This is a genomic window from Streptomyces sp. NPDC006997 (assembly GCF_040635175.1).
Classification (GTDB): domain Bacteria; phylum Actinomycetota; class Actinomycetes; order Streptomycetales; family Streptomycetaceae; genus Streptomyces.
The window spans coordinates 124,126-141,605 of sequence record NZ_JBEYHH010000018.1 but is presented as its reverse complement, the minus strand read 5'-3'; the positions used below and the strand labels follow the sequence as shown (position 1 = coordinate 141,605).

The 17,480-nt window shown below is 73.4% G+C and carries 13 protein-coding genes; 8 read left to right on the top strand and 5 right to left on the bottom strand.

Annotated features, from left to right (window positions below; all coding sequences use genetic code 11):
- Positions 1-7: 7 nt before the first annotated feature.
- Positions 8-673, bottom strand: coding sequence for a hypothetical protein (locus ABZ659_RS19735; protein WP_360221324.1), 666 nt, complete (start codon positions 671-673; stop codon positions 8-10).
- A 100-nt stretch (positions 674-773) separates the two neighbouring features.
- Here ABZ659_RS19735 and ABZ659_RS19730 point away from each other — a divergent pair, with 100 nt between their 5' ends.
- Positions 774-1,139 carry a hypothetical protein gene (locus ABZ659_RS19730; protein WP_360221321.1) on the top strand — a complete coding sequence of 122 codons (366 nt, stop codon included), beginning with the start codon at positions 774-776 and terminating at the stop codon, positions 1,137-1,139.
- 379 nt (positions 1,140-1,518) lie between these two features.
- On the opposite strand, the gene ABZ659_RS19725 is transcribed toward ABZ659_RS19730, so the two are convergent.
- The gene (locus tag ABZ659_RS19725) at positions 1,519-4,542 is read right to left on the bottom strand and encodes a tetratricopeptide repeat protein (RefSeq protein WP_360221318.1); all 3,024 of its coding nucleotides are present in this window, start codon (positions 4,540-4,542) and stop codon (positions 1,519-1,521) included.
- Between the two features lie 215 nt (positions 4,543-4,757).
- Between ABZ659_RS19725 and ABZ659_RS19720 the strand changes: the two genes are divergently transcribed.
- The gene (locus ABZ659_RS19720; protein WP_360221315.1) at positions 4,758-7,232 is read left to right on the top strand and encodes a tetratricopeptide repeat protein; all 2,475 of its coding nucleotides are present in this window, start codon (positions 4,758-4,760) and stop codon (positions 7,230-7,232) included.
- 40 nt (positions 7,233-7,272) lie between these two features.
- On the opposite strand, the gene ABZ659_RS19715 is transcribed toward ABZ659_RS19720, so the two are convergent.
- Both ABZ659_RS19715 and ABZ659_RS19710 read right to left on the bottom strand, forming a co-directional pair.
- On the bottom strand, positions 7,273-7,872 hold the full coding sequence (locus ABZ659_RS19715) for a hypothetical protein (protein WP_360221312.1): 600 nt from the start codon (positions 7,870-7,872) through the stop codon (positions 7,273-7,275).
- A complete protein-coding gene (locus ABZ659_RS19710) occupies positions 7,869-9,116 on the bottom strand; it encodes a hypothetical protein (protein WP_360221309.1) in 1,248 nt (415 codons plus the stop codon). Before ABZ659_RS19710 ends, ABZ659_RS19715 begins: the two co-directional genes overlap by 4 nt.
- 310 nt (positions 9,117-9,426) lie before the next feature.
- On the opposite strand from ABZ659_RS19710, the gene ABZ659_RS19705 reads away from it, so the two are divergent.
- The 5 genes from ABZ659_RS19705 to ABZ659_RS19685 all read left to right on the top strand — a co-directional run bounded on the left by ABZ659_RS19705 (position 9,427) and on the right by ABZ659_RS19685 (position 15,498).
- On the top strand, positions 9,427-10,083 hold the full coding sequence (locus tag ABZ659_RS19705) for a DUF1326 domain-containing protein (protein WP_360221306.1): 657 nt from the start codon (positions 9,427-9,429) through the stop codon (positions 10,081-10,083).
- 7 nt (positions 10,084-10,090) lie between these two features.
- Positions 10,091-10,918: a DUF2182 domain-containing protein gene (locus tag ABZ659_RS19700; RefSeq protein WP_360221303.1), complete on the top strand. Its 828-nt coding sequence runs from the start codon at positions 10,091-10,093 to the stop codon at positions 10,916-10,918.
- 197 nt (positions 10,919-11,115) lie between these two features.
- Positions 11,116-13,551: a lamin tail domain-containing protein gene (locus ABZ659_RS19695; RefSeq protein WP_360221300.1), complete on the top strand. Its 2,436-nt coding sequence runs from the start codon at positions 11,116-11,118 to the stop codon at positions 13,549-13,551.
- A gap of 220 nt (positions 13,552-13,771) precedes the next feature.
- Positions 13,772-14,401 (top strand): NAD(P)H-dependent oxidoreductase, encoded by a 630-nt coding sequence (locus ABZ659_RS19690; RefSeq protein WP_360221297.1) that lies wholly within the window; start codon positions 13,772-13,774, stop codon positions 14,399-14,401.
- A gap of 317 nt (positions 14,402-14,718) precedes the next feature.
- On the top strand, positions 14,719-15,498 hold the full coding sequence (locus tag ABZ659_RS19685) for a GAF and ANTAR domain-containing protein (RefSeq protein ID WP_360221294.1): 780 nt from the start codon (positions 14,719-14,721) through the stop codon (positions 15,496-15,498).
- Between the two features lie 15 nt (positions 15,499-15,513).
- On the opposite strand, the gene ABZ659_RS19680 is transcribed toward ABZ659_RS19685, so the two are convergent.
- The gene (locus tag ABZ659_RS19680; protein WP_360221291.1) at positions 15,514-16,326 is read right to left on the bottom strand and encodes a hypothetical protein; all 813 of its coding nucleotides are present in this window, start codon (positions 16,324-16,326) and stop codon (positions 15,514-15,516) included.
- A 184-nt stretch (positions 16,327-16,510) separates the two neighbouring features.
- Here ABZ659_RS19680 and ABZ659_RS19675 point away from each other — a divergent pair, with 184 nt between their 5' ends.
- Positions 16,511-17,473: a nucleoside hydrolase gene (locus ABZ659_RS19675; RefSeq protein ID WP_360221288.1), complete on the top strand. Its 963-nt coding sequence runs from the start codon at positions 16,511-16,513 to the stop codon at positions 17,471-17,473.
- Positions 17,474-17,480 lie beyond the last annotated feature (7 nt).

Below are 17,480 nucleotides of genomic sequence, written 5' to 3'. Positions count from 1 at the left end.
GTCCGTGTCAGCCCTCCAGCGGGAGGAAGTCGAACTCCTCCCACGAGCCGGAGATGTCCGTGGAGCGGGCGCGCAGGGCGTACTGGAGGGTGCCGGTGTAGCTGTTCTCCATGGCGACGAACATGTTGTTCAGGTTGGACTGGAGGGCCCAGTGGTCGAGGGTCTCGCTGTAGTAGAGGGTGAAGCGCTCCCAGCCGCCGACCGTGGTGGAACGGGCGCGCAGCACGTTCTGGGCGCTGCCCGTGAAGTTCTTTTCCACGGCCACGTAACGGTCGTTGGCGAGGGATTTCAGGGCGTACGTCTCGGTGGTCTCGTCCCATTCGAGGGCGAAGCCCTCCCAGGAGCCGCCGTACGCGGCGGAGCGGGCGCGCAGGACGCCGGTGTTCGGGGCCGCGTAGTTCTTCTCCGTGGCGACGAACTTGCTGTTGCGGACCGACTTGATCGCCAGCAGGTCGGCCTCGGCGGCCGTGGCGGAGACGCCGTCGCCGGAGGTGAGCGGGGTCCGCTGCGCGCCCGACTCCTCGGCTATGCGCGCCACTTCAGCGGGGCCCACCGCCTTCCAGCCGCTGGGTACGGCGGTGGTCCGGTCGGTCTGCGGGGCGGCTCCGGCGGTGGGCACGGCCAGGGCGGAGGCGGCCACCACGGCGGTCAGGGACAAAAGGACGGACGTCATGCGTCGCACGGCTATTCCTTACGTATGGGTGGAAAGGAAGCGGCCTCAGATTAGTCGTGACGCAAGGAATTCCCGCAGTTATTTGGCGGTGCCGCCGAAGGTGCCGGAAAGCGTCGAACTGAATTGTTCGTTCCGCGGCTTGTTGTTCGGGGCTGGGAAACGTTCTGTTCTCCTTGCCGCCCGCCCCGGGGGCCCGCGCGCCGTTCGCGTCGCGTGGTCTTCGGCCTGTGTTCCTCCGCACGCCCCGTCCGGCACCCTGCCCGTCCTCCCCAAGCGGCTCGCGTACGACGTCCCGCCCGCGCTGCGCGCCACCCACGGCTGGACGCAGGAGAAGCTGGAGGGCCTGACCGTGGCCGGGAACGGCGAGGTCTACGCCATCACCGGCAACGACGCCCTGGACGACGCCGCCGGCGAGACGGTCTTCCTGGACCCGGGCACCCGGAGGAAGGTGTTCGGGCGAGGGTGACGCTCTGCCAGGCCAGCGACCGCGGCGCCGAGGGCGAGGACGGGTGGGACATGCCGTCGTCATGCGTGCCGCGCACATGATCGTCGTTGGGGGTGCGGGGACCGAACAGCCCTGTTCGGGTCCCGGGTGGGAGGGACCGGCGGCCCTCCCACCCGAGGGGAACCGTTACGCCGCGCCGCCTTGCCCGAACACGCCGCTCAGCATTACGACTGCATAGGGCAGACAGGTCAGACCGAGGCCGATAAGAGCGGCGCGGTATTTATTTATGTGGAGCATTTACCTTCCAAGTGCGCTGCGATTTGCATCTACACCAGGACACACAGAAGCGCAACGTTTATTCCATATCGAGTGCGATACCGGCGCCGTTGGTTGCCCGATCCTAGCGCGCCGAGGACGCCTCGCGCATCTCAGCCAGCACCCGATCCGCTCGGGCCTCCTCCGCCGGGGCCTGGAGTGCTCGGCTGACCGACCTGCTCTCCTCCAAGTGCCCAACGGCCTGTTTCATCCGACCCGTGGCACGTTCCGTGAGGGCCAGGTCGTACAACACGTCGGCCTCCTCACTTACCGCGTGAATGCGGCGAATCACCGCAAGCGCGGTGACGTGCCAGGGGAGGGCGTCCTCGGCCCGACCAGCGGCGCGGTGGGCCCGGCCCGTCCCGTTCAGGGCGATGGCCTCCGCCCGGCGGTCCCCCACGGCGCGCAGTACCGGAATGGCTTCGCCGTAGAGGGCCAGGGCGTCATCAGTTTTCCCCAGGCTGTCCAGAACGCTGGCCAGGTTCATGTGAAGGGTGGCCTTTTCCCGCCTGTTACCCATTCCCTCCGCAATGCTTATCGCCTCACGATAAGCACTTTCTGCCGCCTCCAGATCACCCATCCTCTGGCACAGCTTCGCAATGTTGTTCAGCGCGCTGTACCGCCCGCGCTCATCGCCGATCTGCGTGAAACCGGCGAGCGCCAGACTGAAGCACTCCAGCGCCTCCTGGTTCTCCGCCAGGTGGAGGTGGGCTATTCCCAGCATGTTCCGGCTGCGCGCGGTCTGGCGCTTGTTGTTTGTTTGCGACAGAAAATCCAGCGAATGCCTGTGCAGGGTCCGGACCTGGGCGTACTGGCCGGTCTGCCACAGCGGGATCGACAGCTGGTGGATGCACTCGCTCTCCAGTTCCAGGTCACCGAGGGCGCGCGCGGCCTCCAACGCCTCGTTGGCGACCGAGATCCCCTCGGCGTAGCGGGCGCTGTGGCTGTAGACGGCGGCGAGGTCGAGGAGGGCGCGTGCCCGGGCCGCGCTGTCGCCCGCGGCGCGCCAGTGGGCGACGGCCCGCCGCAGCAGTGGTTCGGCGGCGACGAGGTGGCCTTCCATTTCCAGGAAGCCCGCCAACGCGTGGACTCCGCGCGCGAGTTGGGGTTCCGTTCCGTGATCCGTAAGCCAGTCCAGCGTGTTCAGGAGATTGGCGCGCTCGGTGATCAGCCACTGTTCGGCCGTCTGCGAGTCGGCGAGTTCCGGGCCCGGCGGACCAGGGCTTCTGGTGCCGATGTCGATACGGGAGCGGACGGGGTACGCCAGCCGGTCCGCCCGGTCCGCGGTCCGGATGTAGTGATCCGTGAGTCGGCGCACCGCTTGCCGGGAGTCCTCCGCGGAATCGTCGTTACCGGTCTCCACCAACGAGCGGGCATAGCTGCGCAGAAGATCGTGCATGGTGAACCGGTGTGGTGACTTTTCGATCAGAAGGTGATGTATCTGAAGTTCCTCAAGCGCCCGCCCGGCCGCCTCCGCGGACAGACCGGTGAGCGCCGCCACCGCGTGCGCCTCGAACTCCAGGCCCGTGTGCAGTCCGACGCGCCGGAACACCAGCTGCTGTTCGGCGGTGAGCGCCCGGTACGACAGCGCGAAGACGTGGGACATCGCCCGTTCGCCGTCGTGCAGGTGGGTCAGCTGGGCTCCGCGCAGTTGGCGCAGCAGATCGGCCGTCGTCCAGGAGGGGCGGGCGAGCAGGCGACTCGCGGCGATCTCGATGGCGAGCGGCAGGTAGTCGCAGATCCGGACGATCTCCGCCGTGTCGGTCGCGTCGACGCCGCTCCGTGCGCCGAGCCGCCGGGTGAAGAGCGCCACGGCGTCCGCCGGCGGCAGCACGTCGAGGGAGAGCGGGCGTACGCCGGGCAGGCCCGGGAGCCGTCGGCGGCTGGTCACGATGACGGCGGTAGGGGAGGCACCCGGGAGCAGCGGGGCGACCTGGTCGGAGGAGGCGGCGTCGTCCAGGATCACGAGCATCCGCCGGTCGCGGGCGGCGGAACGCCAGAGGGCGACCAACTCGTCCTCCGTGTGGGGGAGTTCCCGGGACTCCGTGCCGAGCAGGCGCAGCAGTTCGGTCAGGGCACGGGCGGGGGGCGTGGCCGTCCGGTCCGCGGAGCCGCCGAGGGCCAGGAAGACGGTCCCGTCGGGGAACCTCTCCCGCATTCGATGTCCGATGTGCGTGGCCAGCGCGGTCTTCCCCACACCGGGCATCCCGTCGATCGCCTCGACGGTGACCACCACCCCCGACGCCCCCTGCCCCTCGGAGAGTGCCGAGGTGAGCAGGCGCACCTCGTCGCGGCGGCCGATCCAGGGGATGTCCCGGGGCAGGTTGTCCGGGACCCGGCGGGCCGGGCGGGTGGGCCTCACCCCGGCGCCGCCGTCCTGCCGGAAGAGGGCCGCCGCCGGGATGCCGGACAGGATGCCCTGATGGACGCGGTGCAGGCCGCGGCCCGCGTCGAGGCCGACGTCACGGACGACGCGCTGCCGGGTCCGCTGGAGCAGCCGGGTCGCCTCCGCCGTGCGGTTGCTGCCGTACAGCGCGACGGCCAGCCGCTCGGCCAGCGCCTCGTCGAGGGGGTACTCCCCGGCCAACGGACGCAGGACGGGGACGGCGTCGGCGAACTTCCCCTCGCCGAGGAGGATCTCGGTGCGGATCATCGCGGCGGCGAGCCTGGTCTCACCGACGCTGGCGCGCAGGTGCTCGGCCCAGGAGCCGGTCATCCCGGCCAACGGCTCGCCGTGCCAGCACCGGTCCGCCCGGTCCAGCAGCCGCAGGGCCGCCTCCTCGTCGTCGCTGGCCCGCAGGGACCGGGCCTGCTCCACGCAGCTCGTGTAGCAGCGCAGGTCCACGCGGTCCGGATCGACGTACATCACATAGGAGTTGGTGCGGCTGACGATCCGGGGCGCGTCGTCCCCGGCGGTGCGCAGGGCGGCACGGATCCGGGAGACGTGGACGTGCAGCGCTTCGCGGGGCTTCCCGGGCGGGTGGTCGTCCCAGATGCGGTGGACGAGGGTCTCCACGCCGACGGTGCGGCCCGCGTCCCAGGCGAGGGACGCCAAGGTCAGACGCGTCTTCGTGGAGCCGAGGTCACCGCGTCGGTCGGCAGCCCGCACTTCGACCGCTCCTGAGAGTCGTATCTCGAACTCCACCAGCGTCCTCCCGCCGGTAGGGCCTGCTGTCCCCGGGAACGGGAGCGTGTCATGAACCCCGCACGGTGGACCAGACGGCGACTCGACGAGTCTCAAATTGACCGATAAACAATCGATTTCCGTTCGCATCGAGCCGAGAGCGGGGAGTGACCTTCCACGCGGCGAGAGGAGTTACGCACGTGGGAGCGTTCCCCTACAGCGGGCTGGAGGTGTTGTTGTCGGCCATGGTCGCCCACCGTGCGCACCAGGAGTCGTCCGCGTGGCAGGAACTGGCGCGGGTGGTGGCCGTCGCGGCCCGCGCCGACGCGGCGGTGGCCCGGCTCCGGCTGCCGGGTCCGGACCCCGGGCAGCCCCAGGAGCAGGGACCGGAGGCCGCCCGCTGGCAGGAGCTGGCCCGGACGCTGACCGCGATCGCCGCCCGGGACGCCGCGACCGCGAGCGCGCTCACCGAGTGGCTCCGGCGGCACGCGCCGCCCGGACCGCCCGGACCGGCGGCGTCCTCCGAGGCGGCGGCGACCACCGCCAACACCATCAGCGGAGCCGCCGTACTCCACGGCCCCACCGTCCAGGCCGGGACCGTCCACGGCGGCGTCCACTTCCACCCGCCGCCCACGACGCCCGCGCCCCGTACCCCCGTACCCCGGCAGCTGCCCCCGGTGACCGCCCGGTTCCTCGACCGCGAGGCCGACCGGCAGGCCCTGGACGCGTGGCGGGCCGGGCATTCCGGCCACGCGCCCCAGGTCCTGGTCGTGAGCGGACTCGCCGGCGCCGGGAAGACCGCCTTCGCCAGCCACTGGCTGCACGGGCACGCGAGCGGCTTCCCCGACGGGCAGCTCTACGCCGACCTGTCCGGTCAGACCGTGGACGGCGGCGAGGGCGGGCCCGCCTCCCCCTCCACGGTGCTGGAGGCGTTCCTGACCGCGCTGGGAGCACCCTCGGTACCGGCCGGGATCGCCCAGCGCACCGCGCTCTGGCGCTCGATGACCTCGGAGCTACGGCTGGCCGTGCTCCTCGACAGCGCCGTCACCGCCGCCCAGGTACGGCCCCTCCTGCCCGCCTCGCCGACCAGCCTCACCGTGGTGACCAGCAGGAACAACCTGACCGGGCTCCGGGTGGACGGCGCCTGCCTGCACCGCCTCGAAGGGCTGCCGACCGAGTTCGCCGTCGAGTTGCTGGCCCTCGGCGGCGGAACACGCGTCGCGCTGGAGCCCGCCGCCGCGCACGAGGTGGTGCGGCTGTGCGGCCGTCTGCCCCTGACCGTGGGCCTGGCCTCGGCGCAGCTCGCCGTACGCCCGCACCGGTCCCTGGCCGCGCTGGCGGAGAGCCTGTCCCAGGGACAGGGCGCCATAGGGCAGTTGCACGTCGACGGGGAGGCCGTGATGCGTACCGCGCTGGACATGTCGTACGCCCTGCTGCCGGAGGAGAGCGCCCGGCTGTACCGCCGGATGGGGCTGCTGCCGACGGACCGCTACGACCTCATGACGCTGGCCGCGGTCGCGGCGGCGGACGGGGAGGGGGCGCCCACCGCGGACGTGGTGGACACCGCCGTCCACGCCCTCGTCGAGGCCAACCTGCTGGAGGAGACGGGGCCGGACACCTACCGCTTCCACGACCTCGTGCAGCCGCACGCCCGTCGGCTCGGTGAGGAGGGGGAGGACCGCGAGCAGCGCGAACGGACGCTGCGCCGGTACGTCGACTGGTGCCTGGCCACCGCGGCCTCGGCGGAGCGGATCCTCACCCCGAGCCATCCGCTGCCCGGGCACGACCTCCCCGCCGGCACCGTCGCGCCCACCGCCCTCACCGGCCCCGAGGAGGCCCTGGCCTGGCTGGACACCCACCGCAACGGGCTGATGGGCGCGGTACGGCTCTGCGCCCGCGCGGGCTGGCACACCTCCTGCTGGCGTCTGACGGACCTCATGTGGCCCCTGGTCCAGCGGTTCCACGTCTCCGAGATCGCGATCGAGTCACACCGCCTCGGACTGGAGGCGGCCCGCCGGAGCGGTTCACGACCGGGTGAGGGCCGGATGCTCACCTCCGGCGCGCTCAGCCTGCGCGCCGCCGGACGGTACGAGGAGGCGGCCGACTGGTACCGGCAGGCGCTGGCGCTGGCCCTCGCCGACGGGGACACCCGGCAGCAGGCGCAGGCCGTGAACGGACTGGGCCACCTCAGCCTCCTCACCGGCCGACTCGACGAGGCCCGCGACCGGTTCGAGGAGGCGCTGCGGCTGCGCGAGTCGATCGGCTACCGGCGCGGGGCCGCGCTCAGCCGGCTGCGTCTCGGCGAGACCGCGCTCGCCTCGGGCGACCTCACCGCCGCCGCGGCGCGGCTCCACCGGGCGGGTGACGAGCTCGCGGCGCTCGGGGAGACGTACGAGGCCACCCGGGCGCTCGCCCTGCTCGGCCACGTCCTGGACCGCGCCGGGGACCGCACCGAAGGCGTACGGCGGTTACGGGAGGCGCTGGCGCGCTTCCGGGCGGGCGGCACGAGAGCGCAGTTCTGGGAGGCGCGCTGCCTGGAGTGGCTCGGCATGGCCGCCGAGGCGGACGGCGACCGGGAACGGTCGGCCCACCACTACACCGCCGCCCGGGACCTCTTCCGACGGCTGAGCCCCGCGGACGCCGACCGCCTCGACGACCGGCTGCGGCAGCTGTGAGCACCCGCCACCGCAGCCGGCCGCTCCCCCCGCGCGCGGATCACGCCGGAGGCGGCCCCGTCACCCGCCGAAGCGCCCCCGGCTCGCCACCGGCCGCCGCCCACGCGTGGGCCACCGAGGCGACGGCCCGGGCCGTGACCGGCCCGCACCGCTCCACCCACGCCCACCGCACACCCCGTACGGCGCGGTCGCGCACGCCCACGACGCACCCGGTGGCCGTCCCCGGCACCACGGCGACGAGGCACCCCGGATGGCCGTCGAGCAACTCCCGCACCCGGCGACGGGCCGCCGGACACGGAAGCGGCGCACGGCTCACGAGCACATCGGCCTGCTCCCTGAGGCCCGGTGTGCCCCGGACGTCCGCGTCGGCCCACAGATGCGCGTCGCACGGCAGCGAGCCGGGCGGATGCGCGCACGGCGACGGACACCGCAACGGGTACGGCTGACCGGTGCCCGGAGACAGCGGCGCGTCGGTACGGACGACCGCCGGACCCGAGCCGGTCCCCCAGACGAGACGGACCGGCTGACCCGTACCCCCCGCCGCGCCGGCCGCCGCGAAGCACACCGTGCCCCACCCGGCCACCGCCCCCGGGTCCGCCACGAGCGCGGACCGGGACGTCGGCTGCCACCGGCTCCTCATCGCACCGCTCCCCGGTCGGCGTGCGACGCCTCCCACCAGGACAGCGGTGGCGGGGACGGGGGCGGCCCCACGAACGGCGGACGGGCGGGTTCGCCCAGGTCGAGGAGGCGGTAGACGACCGAGCGGATACGGCGGTGGAACTCGCCGGGCACCGACGACAGCGAGGCCGTCACCTGGTCGTACTGCCCCGGCTGACGCGACCGCGCCGCGTACTCCAGTTGCTCGGCCAGCGGATACCCCGGCGAGACGACGGGCGCGACGGCGGCCAGCAGCGCCGCCGGGGACGAGGGCGACACCGCGCGCCGCGGGGCGGCCGTGAGCAGCACGGTGGCGCCCGTGAGCGTTCCGTAGGCGGTCAGTGCCCCGTGGTCACCGATGATCCAGTCCGCCGCGATCAGCACCGCCTGCCAGTCGGCCTCCGGCGGCACCACCGCGACGCCCCCCGCGCGGAAGTCGGCGAGCCAGCCGCGCACCTGCCAGGCGCCGTGGCCCGCGAAGACGTTGGGGTGGACCAGCATCGCGATCCGGTAGCGGTCGCCGGGCAGCTGGCTCAGCAGTTGCGGCAGCAGGGAGTCGAGCCGCTCGAAGGTCGAGGCCGGTCCCCAGGTGGAGGTGACGGCCACGAGCCGTTCCCCGGGGTCGAGGCCCAGCGCGCGACGGTAGCGCTCCCGCCGCGGCTTCCCGACCGTGATCCGGTCGACGCACGGGTCACCCACCACATGCGCCACCTCCAGCGCCTCCGGGCAGGTCCGCGCCAGTTCCGCCACGTCCCGTTCATGGGCGTAGCCGACCGCCGCCGGGAACAGGCGGCCCTCGTGCAGCAGGTGCTGGCGGCTCAGCATCCCCGGCACCCGCGGCTCACCCGGTGCCAGCAGGGTGACATCGGTGAGCGGCTTGATGTGTCCGGCACCGTGCGAGACGCGGACGACCGGCGTCCGCAGTTCGTGCACGCCCCGGAAGCTCGCGGCCAGCGCCAGGTCGAACTCGCCGAGCAGTGCCTCCTCCCACGGGACGGTGGTGATGCCCAGGCCCTGCAGGAAGTGCTCCGCCCCGCCGCCGAAGGCATGGGGCGCCACGGTGAAGACCAGCTGGACGCGCCGGTCGGCCTCCAGCAGGTCGAAGACCTCCCGCAGACGCTGCGCGAACGTCACCGTGTGCACGACCACCAACACCCTCTTGCAGTCCCGTACGGTCAACCAGTGCCCCTGCTCGATCAGGGCCGGTCTCGTGGTTCTGACGGACATGCGATCCCCCATCGCTCGTCGCTGCGTACAGCAGTCGGCAGGGGCTTGCCCGACGGGCACGGCACTTTCCTTGCAGGCTCCTTGCAACTCCCTTGCGCGACCCGGACCCGACCCCGATGCGCCCCGCCCCGCGCCCCGGCGCACCCCGACCGGCCCCCACGCGCGGGGCGCGCCGGGAGCGGTCGGCCGCCGCCGGGGCCCTGCCGGCGCTCGCCGGACGGTGCGGCGGCCAAGGACTCCCCCCGCCGAACAGGACAGCGGAAGGTGCCGGTGGGACGATGAAAGGTGAGGTTCTGAGGAGGCGGCGACCATGACTGACACGACGACGCCGACCATTCCGCGGTGGCACGCTTCCGGCGACTGGTTCGACACCTGCAGGTGCGACATCCCCTGCCCCTGCTCGTTCGCGCAGAAGCCGACCTACGGCGAGTGCGACGGCGTCCTGGTGTGGCACATCCGTGAAGGGCGTTACGGCGACGTCACCCTCGACGGGCTGAACGTCCTGATGCTGGGCTCGTTCGTCGGCAACGTGTGGGCCGAGCACTCCGACGCCTACGCCGCGGTCTTCCTGGACGAGCGGGCCGACGACGCCCAGCGCGAGGCCCTCCAGATGATCTTCGGTGGGCAGGCGGGCAGCTGGCCCCACGAGATGATCACCATGCTGGGCGCGGAGATGCGCGGCATGGACTTCGCGCCCATCCAGTTCGAGATCGACGACGACCTCGGCAGCTGGCGGGCCGGCGTCCCCGGCCGGGTCACCGCGAGCGCCGAGGCCCTCACCGGGCCGACCACGCCCAAGGGCGAGCGCGTGCGGACGACCAACCTGCCCGGTTCGGAGACCGGCCCCGGCCAGGTCGCCACCTGGGGGCGCTCCACGGCCGACCGCGCCGACGCGTTCGGCTTCCGGTGGAGCCGGGAGGGGCAGTCCAGCAAGCACATCACCTTCGACTGGACCGGGCCGGACTGAGCGTCGTATGCGCGACGTGAGGGCGTCCGCACCCGTCTCCGCCCCGCCCGTCGCCCGGCCGCCCGGCCGCGAACTGGCCGTCGGCTGGGCGCTGATGGTGCTGATCGCCGCCCTCGCCTGGGTGCTCACGGTCGCCCAGTCCCGGGACATGGCGATGGAGCCCGGCACCATGGGGCTGGCGCTGCCCCTCTTCCTGGTGCTGTGGGTGGTGATGATGGCGGCGATGATGCTGCCGTCGGTCGCGCCCGTCGCCCTCACCTGGGTCCGGGCCATCGGCCGCACCACCTCGGGGACGGCCCGCGCCCTGCGCACCGGCGCCTTCGTCGGCGGCTACCTGCTCGCCTGGACCGCGTTCGGACTGCTGGCGTACGGCCTCCTCGCGGCGGCGGGCGACCTGGTGGACGCCGACCCCGGCGCCGCCCGCTGGATCGGCGCGGGCGTCTACCTGCTCGCCGGGGCGCAGCAGTTCGGGCCGCTGAAGACCGTGTGCCTGCGGCACTGCCGCAGCCCGCTGGCCCAGCTGGCGCGGTACGCGCGCTTCCACCCCTGGGCCAAGGACCTGCGCGTCGGCGCCCACCACGGCCTGTACTGCGTCGGCTGCTGCTGGGGCCTGATGCTCGTGCTGGTCCCGCTCGGCGTCATGAACATCGCGGCGATGGCCGGTCTGGCGGCCGTGATCTTCCTGGAGAAGCTGTGGCGCGGCGGGCCCTGGCTCAGCCGGGCGGTCGGCGCCCTCTTCCTCGTCCTCGCCGTCCTCGCCCCGTTCCAGGACTGGCCGCTGCCCGGACTGGACATGGGCGACCCGTCGATGGGTGACATGGCGGGCGGGCGCTGAGAGCGCGCCAGCTCCCCGTCACGTCCACCCGCGTCTGACTCGTTCCCGGGAATTAACCTCCTCCCCCTTGGCGACTGCGCCTCTACGCGCGTAACTTGAGCCGACTCTCTTGAGCGACTCCCCCCACCGAGCCGACTCCCCCCCACCGAGCCGGCTCCCCACGTCCTGACGCCCTGATGTACGAGGAGACCCCGAGCGTGGCCAGAAACGTAGGAAGTGGACGGCGTACGCGCCGTGCCGTCTATCCGGTGATATCCGTCGCCGTGGCGGGGGCGTTCGCCCTCACCGCGCTGCCCGCCGCGTACGCCGCGCCGTCCACCACCGTCGTCATCTCCGAGGTGTACGGCGGCGGCGGCAACTCCGGGGCCACGCTCGTCAGGGACTTCATCGAGCTGGGCAACGCCGGGACCACCGCCCACGACCTCGCCGGGTACAGCGTGCAGTACCTGCCCGGATCGCCGTCGGCGTCCTCGCTGTGGCAGGTGACCGCGCTCAACGGGTCCGTCGCGCCCGGTGGCCGCTACCTGGTCGCGGAGGCGGCGGGCAGCGGCGGTACGGCCGAGCTGCCCACGCCCGACGCCAGCGGCTCCATCGCGATGAGCGCCGGCAACGGCACCGTCGCGCTGGTCTCCGGCACCACCGCGCTGACCTGCAAGACCGCCGCGGACTGCGCCGCCGACGACCGGATCGTCGACCTCGTCGGCTACGGCAGCGCGGTCGTCCGCGAGGGCGGCGGCCCCGCCACCGGCGCCTCCAACACCGCGTCCGTCGCCCGTGCCGCCACGCTCGCCGACACCGACGACAACGCCGCCGACCTCGCGGCCGGTGCGCCGACCCCCGTCAACTCCGGCGCCGAGGGCACCGACCCGGGCGGCGGCGACGGCGGCGACGGTGGCTCCACCGAGCCCGGCACCGTCCGTGTGCACGACCTCCAGGGCACCACCCGGCTCTCCCCGCTCAACGGGCAGACCGTCACCCGCGTCCCCGGCATCGTCACCGGCGTCCGCGCCAGCGGCTCGCGCGGCTACTGGATCCAGGACCCGTCCGCCGACGCCGACCCGCGCACCAGCGAGGCCGTCTTCGTCTACACCGGCTCGGCCACGCCCACCGTCGCCGTCGGCGACTCGGTGCTGGTCAGCGGCAAGGTCACCGAGTACTACCCGAGCAGCACCAGCCAGTCGGTCACCGAGATCACCGGCGCCACCGAGACCGTGCTGTCCGGCGGCAACCCGGTGCCCGACGCCGTCGTCCTGGACTCCACGAGCGTCCCGGACGGCTATGTGCCCACCGCCGGGGGCGGCAGCATCGACGCCCTCCCGCTCGCCCCGGACACCTACGCCCTGGACTTCTACGAGTCCCTGGAGGGGATGCGCGTCGAACTGTCCGACGCCCGCGTCGTCGGCGGCACCACCCCGTACAAGGAGGTGTGGGTGACCGTCAAGCCGGACGAGAGCCCGAGCGCCCGCGGCGGCACGCTGTACTCCTCCTACGACCAGCCCAACACCGGCCGTATCAAGGTGATGTCCCTCGACGCCTCCGCCGCGATCCCGAAGGCGGACGTCGGCGACGAGCTGACCGGCACCACCAGCGGCCCCCTCGACTACGCCACCTACGGCGGCTACAACGTCCAGGCCACCCGCCTCGGCACCCTCGCCGACCACGACCTCCAGCGCGAGGTGACCCGCCGCCAGAAGGGCCGTGAGCTGGCCGTCGCCACGTACAACGTGGAGAACCTGGACGCGCTCGACGCGCAGGAGAAGTTCGACCGGCTCGCCGAGGGCGTCGCCGTCAACCTCAACTCGCCCGACATCGTCGCCCTGGAGGAGATCCAGGACGACAACGGCCCCGTGAACGACGGCACCGTCACCGCCGAGGCCACGCTCACCCGGTTCACCGACGCCATCCGCGCGGCCGGCGGCCCCGGCTACTCCTGGCGCTACGTCTCCCCCGAGAACAACCAGGACGGCGGCCAGCCCGGCGGCAACATCCGGCTGGCCTTCCTCTACAACCCCGAGCGGGTCTCCTTCACCGACCGGGCCGGTGGCGACGCCACCACCGCCACCGGCGTGGTGAGGACGAGGAAGGGCGCCCGGCTGACGTACTCGCCCGGCCGGATCAACCCCGCCAGCGACGCCTGGGACGACAGCCGCAAGCCGCTCGTGGGCGAGTTCCGCTTCCACGGCCAGAACGTCTTCGTGATCGCCAACCACTTCGGTTCCAAGGGCGGCGACCAGCCCCTGCACGGCCGCTACCAGGAGCCGACCCGGAGCAGCGAGACCAAGCGCCACCAGCAGGCCGCCGAGGTCAACACCTTCGTCAAGTCGCTGCTCGCCGTGGACAAGGACGCCAAGGCCGTCGTCCTCGGCGACCTCAACGACTTCGAGTTCTCGCAGACCGTCGGCACCCTGACCGACGGCGGTGTCCTCACCCCGCTGGTGAGGACCCTGCCCGCCGCCGAGCGCTACACCTACGTCTACGACGGCAACTCGCAGACTCTGGACCACACCCTGACCAGCCCGGCCATCACCCGCTTCGACTACGACATCGTGCACATCAACGCCGAGTTCGCCGACCAGGCGAGCGACCACGACCCGCAGATCGTGCGGATCGACGTCGGCAAGTGCCGTAAGTAGTCACCGAACGGCAGGCACGCGCAGGGGGCGGCACTCGCCGTCCCCTGCGCGTTCCGTGTCTCCCCCTGAGGGACCTCACGGGTCCCTGACCGTACGCCGGGGCGTCTGGAGGTGCCGTCCGGCGGCGTGCGGCGGGAAGAGGGCGCGGGGTTCGGCAGGGTCAACCGCCGACGATAATGCGGCGGGGCCGAGGGGCGGCCGGGAGGGGCGGACACGACACATGACGAGCGAGCCGGAAGAGACACGGACACGGGGGCGCGCGGTGGGCGTGTACGTGGCCCACCCCCACCCGAGCAGCTTCAACCACGCGCTCTACGAGACCGTCGTGACCGAGCTCCGCGCCCGCGGCTGCGAGGTGGCGGCGCACGACCTGTACGCGGAGGGCTTCGACCCGGTCCTGTCGGCGGCCGAGACGGACACCGTGGGAGCGGCGGCCGGGACGCCCGACCCCCTGCTGACCCGGCACCGCGCGGAGGTGGCCACCCTCGACGCGCTGGTGTTCGTCCACCCCAACTGGTGGGGTATGCCGCCCGCCGTGCTGACCGGCTGGGTACAGCGCGTCCTCGTCCCCGGCGTCGCCTACAAGCTGGGCACGGCGGACGGTGAACCGGCGGGACTGCTGAAAGCGGGCCGGGCCCTGGTCCTGAACACCTCCGACACCCCGGCCGACCGCGAGGAACGCGAGTTCGGTGACCCGTTGCAGCGGGTGTGGGCGGCGTGCGTCCTGCCGTACGTCGGTGTGACGGACGTACGGCGGACGGTGTTCCGCACGGTGACGGACGCGACCCCGGAGACCCGGGCGGCGTGGCTGACGCGGGCCCGGGAGGAGGCGGCGGCGCTGGTGGGGTGAGCCCGGTCCGGGCGCCGCCCCCGTCCCGACCCGTCGCCGCCCGCCCGGCACGGGACGCGTGGCCGCCGGTGCTGGGCACGACGGGTGTGAGGACGGTGACGGAACCGGCGGACCCGTACGGGAGACGGTGAGCCGGGGGCGTTCGTGAGGAGGCGCGGAAGCCCTGCGACACGGCGGTTTCGGTCAGTCCGGCCGGGGTAGTCGGGCCTCGTTTCCGGGCGGGTGCTCCCCCGCGGCACGTCTCCTGTCCCCGTTCCGCTTCGGGCGCGTCCGTCCGGACTCCCGGGGGACGAGCAGGACGACCAGCGGAGGAGGACGTGAGCGTGCGGCTCACGGGAGAGCCCGACGGCTCCGACGGCGACGACCCCCGCCGGCGGCGCGGCCCGCGCGGTGACAAGGCGGTTGACGCCATCGCCGAGGGTGTCCAGGGCGCCGAACCCGCGCAGGTACCGCAGCGGCTGTGCGTGGTGGCGTCCCGGGTGCTGCCGGTGACCGGGGCGAGCGTGTCGCTGTGCAGCGACGGGCTGCCGGTACCGCTGAGCGCGAGCGATCCCCGGGCGGCGTACCTGATGGAGATCCAGGCCACCCTGGGCGACGGCCCCTGTCTGCACGCCGCCCGCACCGGCGCGCCGGTCCTCGCCCCCGACCTGACGAGCGCGCCGGACGCGCACCGCTGGCCGGTCTTCGCCCAGCAGGCCACGGAGGCGGGCATCCGCGCGGTGTACGCCCTTCCCCTGGGCGCCGGTGACCGCTGCCTCGGCACCCTCGACCTGTACCGCGACGCCCCCGGCGAACTCCCGGCGCGCGAACTGCACACCGCGCACGTGATGGCCGGTGTGATGACGGTGGCGCTGATGGAGCTGCCGTACGGGGAGGAGAACGGCGGACTCGGCGACGGGTCCTGGCTGAGCGACCTGGCCACCGACCACGACGAGGTCTACCAGGCCACCGGCATGATCATGGCCCAGCTGAGGATCGGCGCGGACGAGGCGCTGGCCCGGCTACGGGCGCACGCGTTCGCGCAGGGGCGCACGGTGCTGGGCGCGGCGCACGAGGTGGTGACCCACCGCACACGCTTCGACGAGGAGCCCCCGTGAAGCCCCGAGGACGGCTCACACCTGGGCCCGCCCCTGCTTCCGCACGGCCGCCAGCCGCTCGGCGCCCAGCTCGGCGACCGACTGCGTGATCTCCGCCCATACGACGTCCAGACCGCCGTTGGTGAGGGCGAGCGCGTCCTCACCGACCCGGACGGCGGCGACGTCGAGGGTGAGCGGGCCCGCACCGTCCGCCCCGTCCGCCCCGTCGGGGTTTGGAGTCACCGTGAGCCGCAGGCCCTGGCGGGCGTCCCCGGCGTCCGGGAGGGCGGCGTCGTACACCTGCACCTTCTCGGTGACGCCGCGCGCGGTGGTGGCCGTGAACTCGTCGCACCGGTCCGGCATCTCCCCCAGCCAGGCCAGCGTCCGGTCGACGTCGGCGGCGCGCCGGGTGGTGACCTGGTAGCGGATCTGGGCCCCGGTATAGGCGTCGTCGAGGCCGGTGACGGCGCGCGGGGGAGCGCCGAGGAGTTCGTCGGCGTAGAGGGCGTCGAGGAGGCGCTGGCAGTCGCGGGGGGTGCCGGGGGCGGCCCGCGCCTTGAGGTAGCCGTCCCGCCAGAGCGCGGCGCCCTCGGTGGGCACCCAGGGATCGCCCAGGTCGGCGTCCGTGATCAGGGCGGCGCGGGCCTGCCGGGTGCTGAGGGCGGGCGCGGTGGCGGGGGCGGCGGGCGCGGAGGCGCGGGGCGCGGGGGAGACGGTGGACGGACGGGCTCGCGTGGGCGGGGGCGCGGACGTCTCCCCCACCCCGGAACAACCGCCACTGCCCCACAGCACGACGAGAGCCACGGGCACACGGACGGCGACGGTGGCGACGGCGGGGAGTCGGAACATCGGGAGTGCCTCCAGGGGAACGGGACGTACCGGTGGAGCGCCGCCTGTCATGACCAGCGGGGAACGCCGGACGCGGGTCTCCGCACACACGGCACCACCCTCCCCGACCCCCCACCACCGCGACGGTCCGTCCGGGTGAGCCGTCGTAGGGTCAGCCCGTAGCCGTGGAGGAGAGGACCCCGCCGTGACCGGTCAGCCCATCCCCGTGATCATCGACTGTGACACCGGCGTCGACGACGCCCTGGCCCTGCTGTTCGCCGTACGGCACCCGGGCCTGGACGTCCGCGCCGTCACCTGCGTCGCGGGGAACACGGACGTCGACGGCGTCGTCCGCAACACCCTCACCGTCCTGGAGCAGGCCGGGGCGCCCGGCATCCCGGTGGCCCGGGGCGCGGAACGCCCGCTGATCGAGCCGGTCCGGGTGGCCCGGCACGTACACGGCGCCGACGGCATGGGCGACCTGGGCCTGCCCGCGCCGACGCGCAAACCGGTGGACGTCGACGCGGTCGCCCTCCTACGCCGCGAGATCCTCGCCAGCCCCCGCCCCGTCACCCTGGTCCCGACCGCCCCGCTCACCAACATCGCGCTGCTGCTGCGCACCCACCCGGAGGTGGTCGGCAACATCGAGCGGATCGTGTTCATGGGCGGCGCGGTGACGGCGGGGAACGCCACGGCGGTCGCGGAGTTCAACGTGTGGCACGACCCGGAGGCGGCGGCGATCCTGCTCACGGCGGGCGTCCCCACCACCATGTACGGCCTCGACGTGTTCCGCCGCGTCACCGTCCCGGCCGCCGACGTCGCCCGTCTGCGCGCCAGCCCGGAACCCCGCCTGCGCATGGCGGGCGCCCTGCTCGCCCACCGCGACCCGGCGTCCTCCGGCGACCCCACCCCCTCCGGCGGCCTGGGCGACGCAGGCGCGGTCTGCGCGGTCGTCGACCCGGACGGCCTGACCACGGAACCCCTCCCGGTCGAGGTCGCCCTGGCCCCCGGCCCCACCCGAGGCCAGACCGTCGTCGACCGCCGCCCCCGCCCCGGCGAGTCGGAGGTCCACCACGGCCCCCGCGACCAGCCCCTGGTGGACGTGGCCCTCGGGGTGGACGCGGAACGGTACGCCCGGCTGTGGCTGAGGGTGGTGGAAGGCGCTTAGCAACAGG